The organism is Nocardia sp. NPDC003693 (assembly GCF_053981095.1).
This window is the reverse complement of record NZ_JBSFNO010000047.1, coordinates 16,440-34,209: the sequence shown is the minus strand read 5'-3', so window position 1 is coordinate 34,209 and position 17,770 is coordinate 16,440. Positions and strand designations below refer to the sequence as shown.

Annotated in this window: 15 protein-coding genes; 2 read left to right on the top strand and 13 right to left on the bottom strand. The window is 69.2% G+C overall.

The window, feature by feature from the left end; translation table 11 throughout:
• Positions 1 to 45 precede the first annotated feature (45 nt).
• A complete protein-coding gene (locus ACWDOP_RS34000; RefSeq protein ID WP_456348357.1) occupies positions 46 to 2,433 on the top strand; it encodes a phosphoketolase family protein in 2,388 nt (795 codons plus the stop codon).
• Between the two features lie 6 nt (positions 2,434 to 2,439).
• On the opposite strand, the gene ACWDOP_RS33995 is transcribed toward ACWDOP_RS34000, so the two are convergent.
• The 6 genes from ACWDOP_RS33995 to ACWDOP_RS33970 form a co-directional block, all read right to left on the bottom strand.
• Entirely contained in the window at positions 2,440 to 3,306 is an 867-nt protein-coding gene (locus ACWDOP_RS33995; protein ID WP_456348329.1) for a hypothetical protein, read from the bottom strand.
• Between the two features lie 86 nt (positions 3,307 to 3,392).
• Positions 3,393 to 4,484 (bottom strand): PrsW family intramembrane metalloprotease, encoded by a 1,092-nt coding sequence (locus tag ACWDOP_RS33990; RefSeq protein ID WP_456348328.1) that lies wholly within the window; start codon positions 4,482 to 4,484, stop codon positions 3,393 to 3,395.
• Positions 4,481 to 5,059, bottom strand: coding sequence for a hypothetical protein (locus ACWDOP_RS33985; protein ID WP_454200109.1), 579 nt, complete (start codon positions 5,057 to 5,059; stop codon positions 4,481 to 4,483). Before ACWDOP_RS33985 ends, ACWDOP_RS33990 begins: the two co-directional genes overlap by 4 nt.
• Positions 5,060 to 5,277: 218 nt before the next feature.
• Positions 5,278 to 6,126, bottom strand: coding sequence for a lysophospholipid acyltransferase family protein (locus ACWDOP_RS33980; RefSeq protein WP_456348327.1), 849 nt, complete (start codon positions 6,124 to 6,126; stop codon positions 5,278 to 5,280).
• 475 nt (positions 6,127 to 6,601) lie between these two features.
• Positions 6,602 to 7,333 (bottom strand): ABC transporter permease, encoded by a 732-nt coding sequence (locus tag ACWDOP_RS33975; RefSeq protein ID WP_456348356.1) that lies wholly within the window; start codon positions 7,331 to 7,333, stop codon positions 6,602 to 6,604.
• A 35-nt stretch (positions 7,334 to 7,368) separates the two neighbouring features.
• Positions 7,369 to 8,322, bottom strand: a complete 954-nt coding sequence (locus ACWDOP_RS33970; protein WP_456348326.1) for an ATP-binding cassette domain-containing protein — start codon at positions 8,320 to 8,322, stop codon at positions 7,369 to 7,371.
• Between the two features lie 131 nt (positions 8,323 to 8,453).
• Between ACWDOP_RS33970 and ACWDOP_RS33965 the strand changes: the two genes are divergently transcribed.
• Positions 8,454 to 9,191: a TetR/AcrR family transcriptional regulator gene (locus ACWDOP_RS33965; protein ID WP_456348325.1), complete on the top strand. Its 738-nt coding sequence runs from the start codon at positions 8,454 to 8,456 to the stop codon at positions 9,189 to 9,191.
• A 52-nt stretch (positions 9,192 to 9,243) separates the two neighbouring features.
• On the opposite strand, the gene ACWDOP_RS33960 is transcribed toward ACWDOP_RS33965, so the two are convergent.
• The 7 genes from ACWDOP_RS33960 to ACWDOP_RS33930 form a co-directional block, all read right to left on the bottom strand.
• Positions 9,244 to 11,046: a hypothetical protein gene (locus ACWDOP_RS33960; RefSeq protein ID WP_456348324.1), complete on the bottom strand. Its 1,803-nt coding sequence runs from the start codon at positions 11,044 to 11,046 to the stop codon at positions 9,244 to 9,246.
• 135 nt (positions 11,047 to 11,181) lie between these two features.
• On the bottom strand, positions 11,182 to 12,600 hold the full coding sequence (gene der / locus ACWDOP_RS33955) for a ribosome biogenesis GTPase Der (RefSeq protein WP_456348323.1): 1,419 nt from the start codon (positions 12,598 to 12,600) through the stop codon (positions 11,182 to 11,184).
• Positions 12,597 to 13,265 (bottom strand): (d)CMP kinase, encoded by a 669-nt coding sequence (gene cmk / locus ACWDOP_RS33950; RefSeq protein WP_456348355.1) that lies wholly within the window; start codon positions 13,263 to 13,265, stop codon positions 12,597 to 12,599. Before cmk ends, der begins: the two co-directional genes overlap by 4 nt.
• A 65-nt stretch (positions 13,266 to 13,330) precedes the next feature.
• Positions 13,331 to 14,926 (bottom strand): pseudouridine synthase, encoded by a 1,596-nt coding sequence (locus tag ACWDOP_RS33945; RefSeq protein ID WP_456348322.1) that lies wholly within the window; start codon positions 14,924 to 14,926, stop codon positions 13,331 to 13,333.
• Between the two features lie 12 nt (positions 14,927 to 14,938).
• Positions 14,939 to 15,601, bottom strand: a complete 663-nt coding sequence (gene scpB / locus ACWDOP_RS33940; RefSeq protein WP_454200576.1) for an SMC-Scp complex subunit ScpB — start codon at positions 15,599 to 15,601, stop codon at positions 14,939 to 14,941.
• Positions 15,602 to 15,831: 230 nt separating this feature from the next.
• Positions 15,832 to 16,728: a segregation and condensation protein A gene (locus ACWDOP_RS33935; RefSeq protein WP_456348354.1), complete on the bottom strand. Its 897-nt coding sequence runs from the start codon at positions 16,726 to 16,728 to the stop codon at positions 15,832 to 15,834.
• Positions 16,729 to 16,829: 101 nt separating this feature from the next.
• Positions 16,830 to 17,723 carry a ParA family protein gene (locus tag ACWDOP_RS33930; protein ID WP_454200574.1) on the bottom strand — a complete coding sequence of 298 codons (894 nt, stop codon included), beginning with the start codon at positions 17,721 to 17,723 and terminating at the stop codon, positions 16,830 to 16,832.
• Positions 17,724 to 17,770 lie beyond the last annotated feature (47 nt).

The following is a 17,770-nucleotide window of genomic DNA, read 5'->3' as shown; positions in this document are numbered from 1 at the left end:
AGCGACACTTCCGCCGACAATCTCGACACCGGCGAGGGCGACACCATCGCCCCCGAGCCCTACCGGCTCACCGACGCCCCCGGCCCGCTGAGCCCCGGCGAACTCACCGCGCTGGACGCCTGGTGGCGCGCGGCGAACTACCTCGCGGTGGGGCAGATCTACCTCATGGACAACCCGCTGGTGCGCACGCCGCTCGAACCACGGCACATCAAACCCCGCCTGCTCGGGCACTTCGGCACCGTCCCCGGCCTGAATCTGGTGTGGGCGCACGCGAATCGGGCCATTCGCGCCCGCGATCTCGACGCCGTCTTCGTGGCCGGCCCGGGGCACGGCGGGCCCGGCCCCAACGCCTGCGGCTGGCTCGAGGGCACCTATTCCGAGCTGTACAGCGACATCCCGCAGAACGCGGAAGGCATGCGCGCGCTGTTCGCCCAATTCTCCTTTCCCGGCGGCGTTCCCAGCCACTGCGCCCCCGAGACCCCAGGCTCGTTCCACGAGGGCGGCGAACTCGGCTACTCGCTGCTGCACGCTTTCGGTGCGGCACTGGACAATCCGGATCTGACGGTGTTCTGCGTCATCGGCGACGGCGAGGCCGAGACCGGGCCGCTCGCGGGCAGCTGGCACGCCAACAAGTTCCTGAGCCCCGCCCGCGACGGCGCGGTGCTGCCGATCCTGGCGCTCAACGAATACAAGATCGCCAATCCGACCATCCTGGCCCGGATTCCCCGGGACGAACTCGAATCCCTGCTGCGCGGTTACGGTTACGATCCGCACTTCGTCTCCGGCAGCGATCCCGGCGCGGTGCACCAGGCCATGGCCGCGGCCCTCGACAGCAGTCTCGACGCCATCGCCGCGGCCCAGCGCGCCGCCCGCGCCGACGGCAGCACCGAGCGCCCGGCGTGGCCGATGATCGTGCTGCACACCCCCAAGGGCTGGACCTGTCCCCCGGTCGTCGACGGCGAACCCGTCGAGGGCACCTTCCGCGCGCATCAGGTCCCGCTGCCGGCCGCGCGCCAGAACGCCGAACACCGGGCGGTGCTCGAGCGGTGGCTCGAGTCGTACCGGCCGCGCGAACTCTTCGACGCCGACGGCACACCCGTGCCCGAACTACTGGCCCTGTCCCCGGCCGGCGACCGGCGCATGAGCGCCAACCCGGTGGCCAACGGCGGTGCGCTGCTGCGGGATCTGACCCTGCCGCGCTGGCGGGACTTCGGCGTCGAGGTCGTCACCCCCGGCGCGGTCAAGCACGAGGCCACCCGCGTGCTGGGCAGCTGGCTGGCCGAAGTCACCCGGCGCAACCCCGACAACTATCTGACCTTCGCCCCGGACGAGCTCGCCAGCAACCGGCTCCAGGACATCCTCGAGGTCACCGGCCGCGACTGGCAGGGGGAGATCGGCGAATTCGACGTCGATCTCGACCGCACCGGCCGGGTCGTCGAGGTGCTGTCCGAACACATCTGCCAGGGGCTGCTCGAGGGCTACCTGCTCACCGGCAGGCACGGCACCTTCACCTGCTACGAGGCGTTCATCCACATCGTCGACGCCATGTTCAACCAGCACGCGAAATGGCTCGACGCCAGCGCCGCCGTGCCGTGGCGGCGGCCCATCGCCAGCCTCAACTACCTGCTGTCCTCCCATGTCTGGCGCCAGGACCACAACGGCTTCACCCACCAGGACCCCGGCTTCCTGGACGTGGTGCTGAACAAGAGCCCCGAGATCGTGCGCATCTACCTGCCGCCGGACGCCAACACCCTGCTGTCCACCTTCGATCACTGCCTGCGCTCGCGGCACTACGTGAACGTGGTGGTGGCGGGCAAACAGCCGCAGGAGAGCTGGCTCTCGGTCGAGGCCGCCGCCGAGCACTGCGCGCGGGGCATCGGCATCTGGCCGTGGGCGGGCAACCACGGCGAGCCCGGCGCCGCCCCCGACGTGGTGCTGGCCTGCGCCGGTGACGTCCCGACCCTGGAAACCCTTGCCGCGGCGTCGATTCTGCGCGAGCGCCTGCCCGAACTCCGGGTCCGGGTGGTGAACGTGGTCGACCTCATGCGCCTGCTCCCGCGCGACGATCACCCGCACGGCCTGCCCGACAGCGAATTCGACACCCTGTTCACCCGTGATCGCCCGGTCGTCTTCGCCTTCCACGGCTACCCCTGGCTCGTACACCGCCTGGCCTACCGGCGCACCAACCACTCCGGGTTCCACGTGCGCGGCTACAAGGAGAAAGGCACCACCACAACGCCTTTCGACATGGTCATGCTCAACGATCTCGATCGCTATCACCTGGTCATGGACGTCATCGACCGGGTGGAGTCACTGCGCGAACACGCCGCCGAACTGCGCCAGGACATGGTCGACGCGCGCTGGCGGGCACGGGCGTGGACCCGCGAACACGGCGAGGACATCCCGGTCGTCGCCGACTGGAAGTGGCTCTGACAGCCCTCAGGCCGAGACGCTCGCGGGCGTGCGCACGATGCGCCCGCCGAGGCGTTCGTTGACCGCGAACCCGTGTCGCCGGCACCACGCCGCCAGGGTCGGCACCGCGGAATCGTCGTCGCGGAAGGTCGGCACGAGCTGGCCGACGATGTACAGGTGCTGGGCGTCCGCGGCCCGGCACAGCTGACCCAGCAGCGCCGAGCCGAAACCCGACCCGCGCAGCTCGGGAGTGACGGTGATGTTGTCGAGTTTGATCGTGTCGGCGTACAGGTCGAACACCACCTCGGCCAGCGCGTCGGCGCGGCGCAGGGCCAGCACGTCCGGCGGCAGCGGGCGCAGCTCGCCCGGCAGATGATCGGCGAGCCGGCGCGCGGCGTCCTCGTCCGGCGCGGCCCGGGTCACCGCGACCACCAGCTCGGTCAGCTCCGACACCGCGGCCCGGTCCCCGTGCGCGGCCGGCGGGCGCGTGCGCTCGGCGGTCTCGAACACCACCTGCAACTGCCGCGCCCACTGCGGCGCGGTCGCCTCGTAGTCCGCGATCAGGTCCCGCAGGGTGTGTTCGAGACAGATCGAGCGCCCGAGACTGCGAATGCGACCCCCGGACAGCACACCCCAGTCGTGGTCGTCCGCTCCCACCCCGTGATGGGCCAGTTCGCGCAGCAGCGCGTCGCGCCGACCGGCCGCGTTGGCGATGGACGCACCGGGCAGCCGGGCCATCCAGCGCCGCCAGCCGGTGAGATTGGCGCGAATCCGGACGGCCGCCACATCGCCGCTGGCATCGAGGTAGTTGCGCAGCGCTTGCTGACGTCTCTCCAGCAGCTCGCTTCTGCGCTCCAATCCCGGATCCGCGGGTAGTGATTCGGCCTCACTCATACCCAACAAGCTAGCGCCAGGGTCACAAGAGGCAGGTTATCGGCGCGCTCGAGATTTCATTCGATGCAAAAACCGGTGCCCGTACGCTACCGGGGCACGGTTTGCTGGTCGGTCCACAGGACATCCGACGGAGCCTGGCGCACGGGCGGCGGCGGCTCGTCCGCGAGCGCGGCGATCCGGGTCAGCAGATCCCGCTCGTACTGTTTGGCCTGCGGGCGCGTGTAGTGGAACGACGTGCGCAGCGCCGCCCGCGCCTTGCGCCGCCGGCCGTGCGTCAGCAGCGACTCCAGCGCCGACAGTGGGCCCAGCTCCCGCGCGGCCGGCTGGGAGATGGTGGCGCGGAACCACTTCCGTTCCTCGCCCAGCACCCAGCGGTAGGCGAGCAGGAAGATCGCCAGGTCGATCACCACCGGCAGGAACAGCGCCACGACACCGGGGCCGGCCGCGCGCGGCGCGTCGAAGATCGCGTGCATGGACACCGCGAGCAGATAGAACAGCGCGAAGGTCGCGATCCGCCACACCCACGACCGGTCGGTGCGCGTCAGCAGCACGACGATGCCGACACCCACCAGCGCCGACATGGCCCAGTGCGATGTGAACGCGGTGAGCAGGCGCAGCAGCGCCACCACGAACACGTCGAGCACCGGGTGCTGCGGCGAGGCCACCGCCGTCTGCAGGCTGTACAGCATGTCCTCGGAGATCTGCGCGCCCAGACCGACCGCGCCGCCGATCAGGAAGCCGTGCATCGGGCGACTCAGCCGCGACCGGAACAGCACCGCCACCACCGCGATGCCGATCGCCTTGATGAACTCCTCGTCGATGGGCGCGGCGATGGCGGCCTGCCAGTTCGAGGCGAACTCGTCGCCGCCCAGGTTCGTGACCACCCGCGTCACCCGGTCGTTGGCCCACAGCGCGGTACCCGGCCACACCAGCGCACCCCAGGCGAAACCCATCACGATCGGCGCGAGCAGCCGGGTCCGGGCCCGGAACATGTCCAGCCAGAACAGGATTCCGCCGAACACCAGGAACGTCAGCGCGGTGATCGGCAGCGCGGCCAGGGCCGGTCCGCCGCCGTAGACCACCAGGCCGAACGCCTGGATCAGGAACAGCAGCGGCCCGAACACCAGGGCCGCGCAGTACACCCAGAACAGCGCCGAACGCGGCTGCACCCAACTCACAGCTCCACCGCCTTCGTGCTCGCGAGCACCATGTCGATCAGGGCCCGGCCCGCCTCCCGGGTCGGGCCGGACACGGTGATCGTCACCCCGATGTCGCCGCTGTTGGCCACCGCGCACACCGCGCCCGCCGTCCCCGGCAGCACACAGGTGAGGCCGCGGAACGAACCGTCGTCGATGCGGCCGCCGTCGAAATCGGCGGCCTGACCCGAGGCCTTGATCGGCAGCAGCAACCGGGGCGCGGCGGTGTCGAAATCGGTGATGCCGTCGACCACCGAGATGATCATGCGCTGTTCGCCGATCTCGGATCTGAGCACCGCGGTGGACTCGCTGCCGGTGGCGACGCGCGCCATAGCCTCGGGCACCGCGAAGGTGATGGCGTTGGCCGGATCCACGCCGCCGTTGATCGCGCCGACACCGCTCGCGGACAGGGTGATGGTGTCACCCTTCGAGACGGGAGTCTCCCGGGTCGGGACCGCGTGATCGACGATGACCGGAACGATCAGAATGGCCGCGAGCGCGCCCACCGTCGCTATCGCGGGACCCACCGAATGCAGCGAATCCAGAAGGCGCGTCATGCTTTCCAGCCTCTCGGTCCGGGCGGCGCGAGCGCCACGGTCCGTGCCCGTCACCGGGCCGCTCGCCGAAAAGCCGTCCGCCAAAGCTTGCCGAAAGTTAACCACAAAACAGACAAATCGCCTGGCATAAACGCCGGGAAATCGGCAGGGCGACGAAAACGGCTCCCGGAGTCCATCTCCGGGAGCCGCTCTCGGCCGCCCCGCGCGGGGCGGTGCGGTTACAGCAGGTTCGCCAGCCCCGACAGCGGACCGGGCAGCCCGGCCACGTGGTTCTTCAATCCGGTCAGCACCGGGTTGGGCGTCGCGGCGCGCAGCCGATCGAGCTCGGCCTGCATGACGCCGAGCGTCTCGTCGTAGAGCCCGTCCACCAGCTCGGCGTCCTCCGGATCACCCGGTTGGGTGGACCAGTCCAGGGCGGGCAGGAAGCTCACGTCCACGTGCGAGGGCAGCGGGATCTGCGGCAGCACCGGCGCGACACCGAACGGCAGGCCGACGGTGTACGGAAACACCTTGGCGCGCAACAGCTTGTCGATGCCCAGCGCACGCGCGGTGCTCTCCCCACGGCTGAGGATGAAGATCGAGTCGTGCCCGCCGTTGGCGACCGCCGGAATCACCGGCACCCCGAGCTTGAGCGCGAGCCGGATGAAGCCCTTGCGATTGGCGAAATCCACCTTGCCGCGCTCGGTCCACGGCCGGCAGGCTTCCCAGTCCCCGCCGGGGTAGACCATGACCGCGCCGCCGTCCTTGAGCCCGGCCGCGGCGGCCTCCTGCGAGGCCGGAATCACACCGAAGCCGCGCAGGCCGTCACCGATTCCCGGTGCGCGCAAAAGGATTTCGTGTGCCACACCGTAGGTCGGCTCGTTCGGCCTGCGATCCAGGGCGGCCATGAAGGTGATCCACACCTCCGGCGCCCAGTAGATCGAGGAATGGTTGCCGATGATCAGCGCGGGACCCGAGGCCGGCAGATTCTCGATACCGGTGACCTTGGGCGTGAAGTAACTCGTGTAGGCCCGCGCGAACGGCAGCAGCGGGTGGTTGGGATCGGGCAGTACGGGTGTCTTGTCCATGAAATTGTCCTGTCGTATTGCGTTGCCGGTGACGGGCTGTACGCGACGACATACGCCGACACTTGATCCAGCTGCGAGCCGAAAAGAATTGCCCCCGGTCACATCCCCATTGATATTCCGACGGCCGCGCCCGCGCGGTCCGGTATGGCAGTGCGATTGTCGCTGCGTTGCGACTGGTTGCCCGTCACCGTCCTCCTGCCCCTTCGACGTTACCAACCCAAGCATTTGCTTGGTAGGAAGTGTGCGAAACCCAACAGCCGATGGAAACGGCCACCCGGCGAATCCGGCTGCGGCTTAGGATGTCCGGCGGCCGCTGCCCGGGAGGTCCGGGCGGGTTTTTCTGTGACGCAGCGGAACTCGATCGCGAATACGGCATACCGGTACCACATGCTCAGATGCGCATATCCGGGTAAAGGAATGTCGTGGCCGCTCGGGCTCCCCCGGGCGGCCACGACATCGACGGTTCGGGTGCGGGTCAGTCCCGGCCGCGGCGGCGGTACAGGACGCCGGCGGCGACGTAGCCCACCAGCGCGATTCCCGCGCACCAGGCCAGGGCGATGGCGGCGCTGTTGCCTATCGGCGTGCCCATGAGCAGGCCGCGGGTGGTCTCGGTGATCGAGGTGACGGGCTGGTGTTCGGCGAAACCGCGCAGCCAGCTCGGCAGGGTGTGCACCGGGACGAACGCGCTGCTGATGTAGGGCAGGAACATGAAACTGAAGGTGAAACCGTTGGCCGCCTCCGGATTCGGGGCCAGCAGGCCCAGCGCCGCGGCCAGCCAGGACAGCGCCAGGATGTAGAACGCGAGCAACCCGGCCACCGCGAGCCAGCGCAGCGGATCACCCGTCGGCCCGAAGCCCAGCGCCACCGCCACCAGAATGACCAGGCCGGTGGTGAGGAGATTGCGGATGACGCTCTCCACCACATGACCCGAGAGGACCGACGAGCGGGAGATGGCCATCGCGCGGAAGCGATCGACGATGCCGTTGTGCATATCGGTCGCCACCCGGGGCGCGGTCAGCGCGGCGCCGAAACCCGCGCACAGCAGAATGATCCCGGGCACCACGTAATCGATGTATTCGCCGGTGCCGACGCTCATCGCGCCGCCGAATACGTAGACGAACATGAGCAGAATGACGACCGGAATGGCGACTGTCATCAGCAGCGTGTCCGGACTACGCAGGGTGTGGCGCGCACTCCGGCCGAGCATGGTGGTCGAATCCTGGGCCGCGCGAACGAGAGTGGTCACGACTGAGAGCCTTTCCGGTCGGTTCCGGTCAGCGCGAAGAAGACATCGTCGAGATCCGGGGTGTGAATGGCGAGACGGTCGATGGTGAGATCGTGATCGTCGAAACGGTCGAGCAGGCCGCGGATATCGCCGACGGAGCCGTCCGAGGGTACGTCCAGGGCCAGTTGCTCGGCGTCGACCTCACCGGCCGGCACCACCCGCACCGCCGCGGCGAGGCCGTCGGCGTCGGCGAAGGTCAGGCGCAGATGCCCGCCCGGCACCAGCTGTTTCAGCTCGGCCGCGGTGCCCTCGGCGACGATGCGGCCGCCGTCGAGCACGGCGATCCGGTCGGCGAGCTGATCGGCCTCCTCGAGATACTGCGTGGTGAGGAAGATGGTGACGCCCTGGCCGACCAGGCCGCGGATGACGTCCCAGAGTTCGCGGCGGCTGCGCGGATCCAGGCCCGTGGTCGGCTCGTCGAGGAAGACGATGCGCGGGTCGCCCATCAGGCTCATGGCCAGGTCGAGTCGGCGCACCATACCGCCCGAATAGGTACCGACGCGTTTCGACGCGGCCTCGACCAGGTCGAACTGCTTCAGCAGAGTCGTTGTGCGCCTTGCTGTTTCCGCCGCACCCAGGTGCAGGAGCCGCCCGGCCAGGCGGAGGTTCTCCGCGCCGGTGAGCACCTCGTCCACCGAGGAGTTCTGCCCCGTGACGCCTATGGCCGCGCGCACCTTGTCGCCCTCGCGAGCCGGATCGTGGCCGCCGACCAGCACCTCTCCCCCGTCGCGCGTGCCGAGCGTGGTGAGGATGCGGAGCATGGTGGACTTGCCCGCACCGTTCGGGCCGAGTAGCGAGAAGACCGTTCCCGCAGGGACATTCACGTCGATGCCGCGCAGAACGTGGTGCTGGCCGAACGATTTGACGAGCCCGGAGACTTCGATGGCGGGCCGTCGGCTGACTGCTGTCATGGGGTCCTCTGAATCCGAATGCGATCCGAAACTGTGTATGTCATACACTGTGTTTTATAGCGTACACAGTTCTTGGCATGGCGCAAGATGGTGACGCAGGATGTGCGCGGCGGATACGAACAGGAGGCCCGGTGGCGAACGAGGAGCAGGTCCTACCCCCGGCGATGAAGCTCATGTGGGACACGGACAGTGCGGGCACCCGCGGGCCCAAACGCGGGCTCAGCCTGGACCAGATCCTCGACGCCGCCATCAGAATCGCGGATGCCGACGGCTACGCCGGACTCTCCATGGGCAAGCTCGCCAAGGAGCTCGGATTCACCACCATGTCGCTCTACCGCTACGTGGACAGCAAGGAAACCCTGGTCGAGCTGCTCTCGGACCGGGCCATCGGCGATCCGCCGGTGATCCCGCCCGGCGCGGACTGGCGCGCCGGCCTCGAAGCCTGGGCCTGGGGCGAGTTCCACGCGATCCGGCGGCACGACTGGTGGCTCGACATTCCGCTCACCACTCCCCCCGTGGGCCCGAACAACATGGGCTGGCTCGAAGCGGGCATGACGGCGCTGTCCGGCATCGCCGCCCCCGAACCGGTGCGCCTGCAACTGGTGGTGAACCTGTCGCTGTACGTCATCGGCCGCACCCGGTTCCTGCGCGACACCGTCAAGAGCGTCGAGAACGAACTCGACTACTCCGCCGCCCTGAGCCTGGTCCTTGACCCCGCCCGCTTCCCCGCCGTCGCCAGCGCGATCGCCCACCGCGCGTTCGACGACGAGGAAATCAATTGGGAGGAAGCGGATTTCACGTTCGCCCTGGATCGGCTACTGGACGGGTACGCCCAGTTCATCGCGACCTTCGAGGAGCCGGAGGACTGACCGATCCGCCGGTCGGGGCACGTGAGCGGGAGCCGAGGTGGCGCCGCGGATATCACCCCGGGCCGGTGCCGTCGTGGGAACGGGAGACCTCGCGCGGATCGATCGTGCGGAGAGCCTCGATCAGGGCAAGGGCCTGAGCTTCGGGGTCGGCGGGGTCGACTCGGACGCTGAAGCCGAATTGCCGCTGTGGCCGTTCGGTTGTCGACATCAAGTAGACCTTGGCCAGGTCGATGTCCCGCGTCCACGCCAGGATCCAGCTGATCGAACAGTCCCAGCGGGCCAGAATGCTCGGGTCGGCACGGAGTTCGGAGTGGATCCGGCGGCTCAGGGTGCGGGCGGGCCACTCCCAGCTCGTATCGGACTCGGCGCGGGATATTTCGCGGTCGTATGCCGCCGCGGCGAAGCGGAATTCGGGCGGCGGCTCGCTCGCGCCGGCCGTCTGCCAGTCCCGCCAGACGACCTCGTCGCCCTCGCGAACGATCGTGACATACAGTGCGCCACAGCATCCTTCGGCGCAGTAGGCGGTGGCCAGCCTGACCTTGCGCGGGGTCCGCGCCGCGCGGAGACCACCGCCGTCGAGCACGAGTTCGGGCGCCCCGCCCGCGCCCACCGGAAAGGCCGTGACGAGGATCGGGTGGCCATCGACGAGGATCCTGGTCTCGGCGTTGCCGCAGACCCCGGGCCCCGGCACCGCGGGGCTGACGACACGAATCTCCAAGTGACTCTGACCTTCTCGAAGCGGGTGGTCCTCGGACGCGCCGGGCGGCGAGGCGAGGCGATCCCGCACCCATCGCGCGCGCCACGCCGCGAACGGGTCCCGGTCGTCCGGCTGCTCGAACAGAGTTGCCTGCCAGGCCGGGCTCCGCAGAACGCGCGTCAGGTCGCCGAGCACCGCCGCGCGTTCGCCGGGTTTCCAGTCCAGGCAGTGCGCGGCACCGGTGCGCAGGTCCTCCACGAGCGCCGTCAACGCGGCGCATCGGGCCGCCGTCGGGACCATCAGCGGAACCTGATCCGCCAACAGCGTCAGCACACGACGGGCGTCGGGGTATCTCTCGATCTCGGTGCGGTAGTCCCGATGCGAGGTCATCTGCACCAGCAGCGTGATCGCCTGATCGCGGACGGCGTCGTCGTTACCGTCCTCGACGAGCGCGTCCGCGAGTCGCGTCACTTCGGCGATACGCCGGGCCTGGTCACTCGAGCCGGGATGTTCGGTGACGAAGGCATTGCGCAGGAGCCATTGTCGCGCAGCGGGATCCGCCTGCTCGCAGAGTGCGCTCATCACACCGATGCGGCCGAATCGGCGGGTGCGCGTCGCCAGCCAGACCAGGTCGAAGGCCGCGCCGGGCAGGGTGCCCAGGATCGCGATGGCGCGTTCGGCGAAGCACGGGAGCAGGGCCATGATGCGGAGCAGCGGAATGTCTTCCGGACGCGCGGTCGACTCGAGCAGCAGCAGACCGATCAGGATGGGACGGACGTCGCGGCCGTAGCGAACCAGCCACGTCCCGAGTTCACGCGCCCGGTCGGGGGTGGGTGGCTCGACGTCCGGCAGCGGAAACAATTGCCGCAGACAGCTGACGTTATCGGCGGCGATATCCGGTGCGGTCAGCAACCGGTGCAGGCGTTCGGGTGGGGCGTCCGGTTCGGCGAAGAAGGTCGTCAGCGCGGTGACGAGCGATCGGCGGCGGTCGGCGTAGGAGACCGAATCATGCCGGCGCAGTTGTGCGAGCACGGCATCCGTGCGGGTATCGGTCCCCTCGGGCAACGGACCGTCCGGACTACGCAGATGCAGCGCGGTGATGTGGTCGAACAGGGAATCCGGGTGCTCGAGCGCACTGCGCTCGTGGGGTGCACTCACCGGGAAAGGGTGGTCTCGATTCGCTCGATCATGGGATCAACCATAGCCGGGTGCGACCGGAGCGCCAAGGGAGAATGCGAAAGGCCCTCGACGGCAAGTGGATTCACTCGCGATCGAGGGCCTGTCGGGGTGCTACTACTTCTTGTTCCGGTCGCGCTTCTCGCGCACGCGCACGTTCACGCGCACCGGGGAGCCGTCGAAGTTGAACTCCTCGCGCAGCTTGCGCTCGATGAAGCGGCGGTAGCCCGCCTCGAGGAAGCCGGTGGTGAAGAGCACGAACGTCGGCGGGCGGGTCGAGGCCTGGGTCGCGAACAGCACGCGGGGCAGGCGACCGCCGCGCATCGGCGGCGGGGTCGCGGCCACGACCTCCTTGAGCCAATTGTTCAGGCGGCCCGTGGAAATGCGCTTGTCCCACGACTCCAGCGCGGTTTCCATCGCGGGAACCAGCTTCTGCACGGCGCGACCGGTGTGCGCGGAGATGTTGACCCGCTGCGCCCAGCGGACCTGCACCATCTCGCGGTCGATCTCCCGCTCGAGCTGCTCGCGGCGGTCCTCGTCGACCAGATCCCACTTGTTGTAGGCGATCACCAGCGCGCGGCCGGTCTCGGCCACCATGGAGATGACGCGCAGATCCTGTTCGGTCACCGGCTGCGAGGCGTCGATCAGCATGACCACGACCTCGGCGGCCTCCATGGCCGACTTGGTGCGCAGCGAGGCGTAGAACTCGGTGCCGCTGGCGTTGGCCACCTTGCGGCGCAGACCGGCGGTGTCGACGAAATTCCAGGTCTTGCCGCCCAATTGGACCAGCGAGTCGACCGGGTCGACCGTGGTGCCCGCGACATCGTGCACCACCGAACGCTCGGCGCCCGACAGCTTGTTCAGCAGACTGGACTTGCCGACGTTCGGCTTGCCGACCAGCGTCACGCGGCGCGGGCCGCCGATCTGGCCGGTGCCCTCGCGCGGGGTCTCGGGCAGCACCGACAGGATGTCGTCGAGCAGATCACCGGTGCCGCGACCGTGCGCGGCGGAGATCATCTTCGGCTCGCCCAGACCCAGCGACCACAGCTCGGCCGCGTCGGATTCGATCTTCTGGTTGTCGACCTTGTTGGCCACCAGGATGACCGGGGTCTTGGAGCGGCGCAGCACCTTGGCCACCGCTTCGTCGGTGGAGGTCGCGCCGACCGTGGCGTCCACGACCACCAGGATCGCGTCCGCGGTGTTCATGGCGACCTCGGCCTGGCGGGCCACCGACTGCTGCAGTCCCTTGGCGTCGGGCTCCCAGCCGCCGGTGTCCTGCACCAGGAATCGCCGCCCGGCCCAGTTGGCCTCGTACGAGATGCGGTCGCGGGTGACGCCCGGAACGTCCTCGACCACCGCTTCGCGACGGCCCAGAATACGGTTCACCAGAGTCGATTTGCCGACGTTCGGCCGGCCGACAATGGCCAGGGTGGGCATGGCGAGGAACTCGCCACTCTCCTCGCCTTCGAGTTCGGCGATCTCCCAATCGGATTCGTCCGACCAGATGCCGTCACCGGCGAAGGTGTCCTGCGTCACTGCGCGCCTCCTGCCGAAATCTGCTGCCGCACAACGCGATACAGCTCGTCGATAACCTCGTCCTTGTTCAGGTCGCTGGTGTCCACCAGGATCGCGTCCTCGGCCGGACGCAGCGGGGACACCTTGCGGGTGGAATCGAGGTTGTCGCGGCGCTGGACATCGGCCAGCACCGCCTCGTAATCGTCGCCCCGGCCCTCGGCGATGTTCTGCGCGTTGCGGCGCTGCGCGCGGGCCTGAGCGGACGCGGTCAGATAGATCTTCACGTCGGCGCCGGTCAGCACCACCGTGCCGATGTCGCGGCCCTCCACCACGATTCGGCCCGCGGCCGCGGCGATATCGCGCTGCATGGCGACCAGCAGCTCGCGCACCTCGGGCACGGCCGACACCGCGGACACGGCCTTGGTCACCGCGTCGCCGCGGATCTCCGAGGACACGTCCTCACCGTCGAGCAGAATCACCTCGCGGCTGGGATCGTTGCCGATCGTCAGCGGCAACTCCTTGACCGCCACCGCGATCGCGGCGGCATCGTCCAGATCGACGCCACCGCGCAGCACGCGCAGCGTCGCGACCCGGTACATGGCGCCGGTATCGAGATAGCTCGCGCCCAGCCGCGTGGCGAGCAGGCGCGAAACACTGGACTTGCCGGTGCCGGACGGTCCGTCCATGGCAACGACGAGCGACGACGTACCCGTCACCTCACCGGTCTCCTCGATCAGCGAACTCACACCATTCACAACGACACCGCCTCGTAGAGCTTCCCGATTTCGTCCCGGCCCAGCACCCGCAGCGCACCCGGCCGCTGATCGCCGAGGGCGACCGGGCCGATATGGGTGCGCACCAGCGCGATGACCGGGTGATCGACCGCGGCCAGCAGGCGGCGAACGATGTGCTTGCGACCCTCGTGCAGGACCACCTTGACCAGCGAACGGCCCTGACCGACCTCGAGCACGACGAACTTGTCGACCTTGGCCGGGCCGTCCTCCAGCTCCACGCCCTCGCGCAGCAGCTTGGCGACCTGACGTTCCTTGACCTCGCCGTTGACCGTGGCCAGGTAGGTCTTGGACACCTCGAACGACGGGTGCATCAGGCGGTGCGCCAGATCGCCGTCGTTGGTGAGCAGCAGCAGGCCCTCGGTGTCGGCGTCCAGGCGGCCGACGTGGAACAGGCGCTGCCCGGCGGCGACCCGCTCGGCGACGATGTCGCCCACGCACGGGCGGCCCATCTCGTCGCTCATGGTGGACTGCCAGCCCTTGGGCTTGTTCAGCGCCAGGTAGACCTGCTCGGACCGCACCACGACGCGCACGCCGTCCACGCGGACCACCGCGTTCTGCGGGTCGATGCGCAGGCCCTGCTCGCGCACGATCTTGCCGTCGACCTCGATGCGGCCGGCGTCGATCATCTCCTCGGCGGCGCGGCGCGAGGCCACACCCGCCTTGGCGAGCACCTTCTGCAGCCGCTCGCCCTCGCCCCACGGCAGCTTCTTCGGGCCGCCGGCCTCGGGCTGATCCACGTGCTGGTGCCGGGCGGGCTTGGCGTTGCTCAGCAGTACCGACACATCGGGCGAGGGCCGATGCACCTTCTTGGCGGCGGGCTGGGCCGCGGGCGTGGCCGGGCGGCCGAAACCGCTGCGGCCCTGGGCGCCCCGGGCGTCGCCGCCGCGCGGAGCGGAGGAATTGGTGCGGGCGGACGGGGCCGCGCCGCGCGAAGTGCCGCGCGCGCCTTCGTAGGAGCCGCCGCGGGCCGAGTTCCCGCCGCGCGAACCGTCGTAACCGCCGCCGCGCGAAGCGTTTCCGTCACGCGAGCCCTCGTAGCCGCCGCGCGAAGTGCCGCCCCGTGCGCCCTCGTAGCCGCCGCGCGAGGTGTTTCCGCCGCGCGAACCCTCGTAGCCGCCGCGACCGGAGTTGCCGCCGAACGACCGCGAGTCGCCGTAGCCCGAACCGCCGCGGGAACCGCCACGCGAGTCGGAACCGCCGCGGGAACCGTACGACCCCGAGCCGCCGCGCGAGCCCTCATAGGACGAACCGACGCCGCGCGAATTGCCGCGCGAACCCTCGTAGGAGCCGGCGCCGCGGGAACCGCCGCGCGAGTTGTCGTAGGAGCCGGCGCCGCCGCGCGAGCCACCCCGGGAATCGCCGCGGCCGGAGCCGCCGCCCCAGGACTGCGCGTCGCCGCGGGCTCCGCCGCGTGGTGCGCTCGCACCGCGCGAGCCATAAGAATCGCCACTTCGGGCGGACCTGTCGGCCCTGCCGCGGGTCGGCTGAGACCCTCTGGGTTCGTAACCCTTACTGCGTTCCGGTGTGCCATCTCGGCGAGCGGGAGTATTCACGATGTCCTTGTTTCAATCCTCGGCGCCGAGGTCGATGTCCGACTCGGCTGGTTTTTTCAGCCTGGTGTACCGGGGGTCGGTCTCCAGGCTCTCGTTGATCTCGTCGATCAGGTCGACGCCCGGGAGCAAGGGCGCCAACGGCGGCAATTCCGCCAGGGACGGGAGCCCGATCCGTTCCAGGAACAGTTCGGTGGTGGCGTACCGGGTGCCATTGGTATCCGGGTCCGCACCACTCTCCGCGATCAGCCCCCGCGCCAGCAGGGTGCGGATCACGCCGTCCACGTTCACTCCGCGCACCGCACTCACACGGGCTCGGGTAACCGGTTGACGGTACGCGATGACCGCCAGTGTTTCCAAAGCGGCGCGGGTCAGTTTCGAGCGCGCGCCATCCAACAGCATACGTTCCACGTAGGGCGCGAACTCCGTGCGCGTGTAGTACCGCCACCCGTCCCCCACGAACCTGAGATCCATGCCACTGCGCCGCACGGTCAGCTCCGCCGACATCTCCCGCAGCAGGGTCTCCACCCGCCGCGGGGTGTCGTTGACCGCCGCCGCGAGCAGTTCGACGGGCGCCGGGGCGTCCACGACCAGCAGCATCGCCTCGAGCGCCGACCGCAGCTCGTCCTCGTCGAGGGCGTCGAACTCCCCCGCTTCCCCCTCGTCCCCGAAGTCCAGCCGCCCCTGCCCCGGTTCCTCGCCCGCCGAGTCCGGAGCGTGTGCGGATTCACCTGTGATATCCGCGTCAACAGGCGCGCGGTCATCATCCGCGACGCCGACCGAGAGATCGGCATCCGCCGAATCGGCCGACCCGGCCCCGGCCGCCGACGCGGGCTCGCTCGAATCCGATTGCGCGGTGGTCGCGACGGGGTCGGCATCACCGTCGTCGTCGGCGCGCACTGACTCGATCAACCGTAATCCTCCTCGATGGTCACCGGCTCGGCCGGTTGGTCCGCGAGCTCGCCGATCCAGCTGATCGCGAGCGGGCCCAGCGGATCGGGCTGGTCGAACTCGATCGTCTTGCCGCGGTAGAGCTCGAGCAGCGCCAGGAAGCGGGCGACGATCTGCACCGCCACCTCGCAGTCGGCGCAGAGCTCGGTGAAGCTCGTCCAGCCGCCGGCGCCGCGGCTCTTCAGCATCTCCAGAACCAGGGCGGCCTGCTCGGCGACCGAGACCGAATGCTGATGAATGTGATCGAGCCCGACGGTGGGCACCGGGCGCGGGGTGAACGCGGTCGCGGCGACCTCCGCGAAACCCGCGGCATCCACTCCCAGGGTAACGTCCGGCAACAGCTCGAGGTAGCGCTCCTCCAGCGAGACCGCGCGCGGATAGCGTTGCAGCGCAGCGGCCTCGAGCTCGCCCAGCAATTCCGCGACCTGTTTGAAGGCGCGGTACTGCAGCAGGCGCGCGAAGAGCAGGTCGCGAGCCTCCAGCAACTCCAGATCGTCCTCGTCCGAGACCTCGCCCGAGGGCAGCAGGCGCGCGGCCTTGAGATCGAGCAGGGTCGCGGCGACCACCAGGAACTCGGTGGTCACGTCCAGGATCTTGTCCGCGCGCAGGCCCTGTTCGCCGGACATGCTGGCGGTCAGCGCCTTGGTGTAGGCGATGAACTCGTCGGTGACCTTGTGCAGCGCCACCTCGGTGACATCGAGCCGGCGCGAGGAGATCAGCTGCAGCAGCAGGTCGAAAGGCCCCTGGAAATTGGTGAGCCGCAGGTGAAATCCGGTTTTCGAGCCCGCGTCGCCGGACTCGCCCGTGCTCTCCGGAGCGGCGTCCGACGGCTCGGACACGACCGCATCGGCGATCACCTCGTCGAGGACGTCGCCCGGTTCACCCTCGCGCTCGGCGTCGAACACGCCGGAATCTCCGTCCGCGGTATCGGTCGCGAACGGCTCAGCCGCATCGCTCAACGGCCCGACCGGTGAATGACTTCCCGCGCCATCGCCCGATACGCTTCCGCACCACCGGATTTCGGCGCCCAGGTGGTGATCGGCTCACCCGCGACGCTGGCGTCGGGGAAACGCACGGTACGCGAGATCACGGTGTCGTAGACCAGGTCACCGAACACCTCGACCACGCGCGTCATGACCTGGCGCGAATGCAGCAGACGGGCATCGAACATGGTGACAACGATGCCGTACAGGATGAGCGAGGGGTTCAGCCGGTCCCGCACCTTCTCCACGGTGTCGTTGAGCAGCGCCAGCCCGCGTAGCGAGAAGTACTCGCACTCCATGGGAATGATCACACCGTCCGCGCAGGCGAGCGCGTTCACGGTGAGCAGACCCAGCGAGGGCTGGCAGTCGATGAGGATGTAGTCGTACTGACTGCGCAGCGGCGCCAGCGCCCGGCCCAGGGTGTGCTCGCGGCCGACCTCGTTGACGAGCTGGATCTCCGCCGCCGACAGATCGATATTGGACGGCAGCAGATCCATGCCGTCCACCTTGGTGTTCATCCGCACCTGGTCGACGCTGATCTTGCCCGGCCCGACCAGCAGGTTGTGCACGGTCAGATCGAGATCGTGATGGGCCACCCCGAGCCCGGCCGAGAGCGCGCCCTGCGGATCCAGATCCACCAGCAGCACGCGGCGACCGTATTCGGCCAGCGCCGCACCGAGATTGATGGTCGAGGTGGTCTTGCCCACCCCGCCCTTCTGATTGCACATCGCCACGACCAGCGCGTCCCCCGTGTGGTCGGGCTCCGGCGGATCCGGGATATCGCGCAGCGGGCGCCCGGTGGGACCGAGCTCCGGGCTGCTGGCCACATCTGCGGCTTCCCACAGGGTTTGCGCGGCGGTCTCGATCCGCTGGCCCGCACCACCGGCTTTCGTCACGTCCGCTACTCCTTCGA

Bases quoted from the DNA above. Each gene is read 5' to 3' on its own strand.
- ACWDOP_RS33995 (WP_456348329.1), bottom strand. From the start codon at position 3,306: ATGAGTGAGGCCGAATCACTACCCGCGGATCCGGGATTGGAGCGCAGA.
- ACWDOP_RS33985 (WP_454200109.1), bottom strand. From the start codon at position 5,059: ATGACGCGCCTTCTGGATTCGCTGCATTCGGTGGGTCCCGCGATAGCG.
- ACWDOP_RS33980 (WP_456348327.1), bottom strand. From the start codon at position 6,126: ATGGACAAGACACCCGTACTGCCCGATCCCAACCACCCGCTGCTGCCG.
- ACWDOP_RS33975 (WP_456348356.1), bottom strand. From the start codon at position 7,333: ATGCTCGGCCGGAGTGCGCGCCACACCCTGCGTAGTCCGGACACGCTG.
- ACWDOP_RS33970 (WP_456348326.1), bottom strand. From the start codon at position 8,322: ATGACAGCAGTCAGCCGACGGCCCGCCATCGAAGTCTCCGGGCTCGTC.
- cmk (WP_456348355.1), bottom strand. From the start codon at position 13,265: ATGGACGGACCGTCCGGCACCGGCAAGTCCAGTGTTTCGCGCCTGCTC.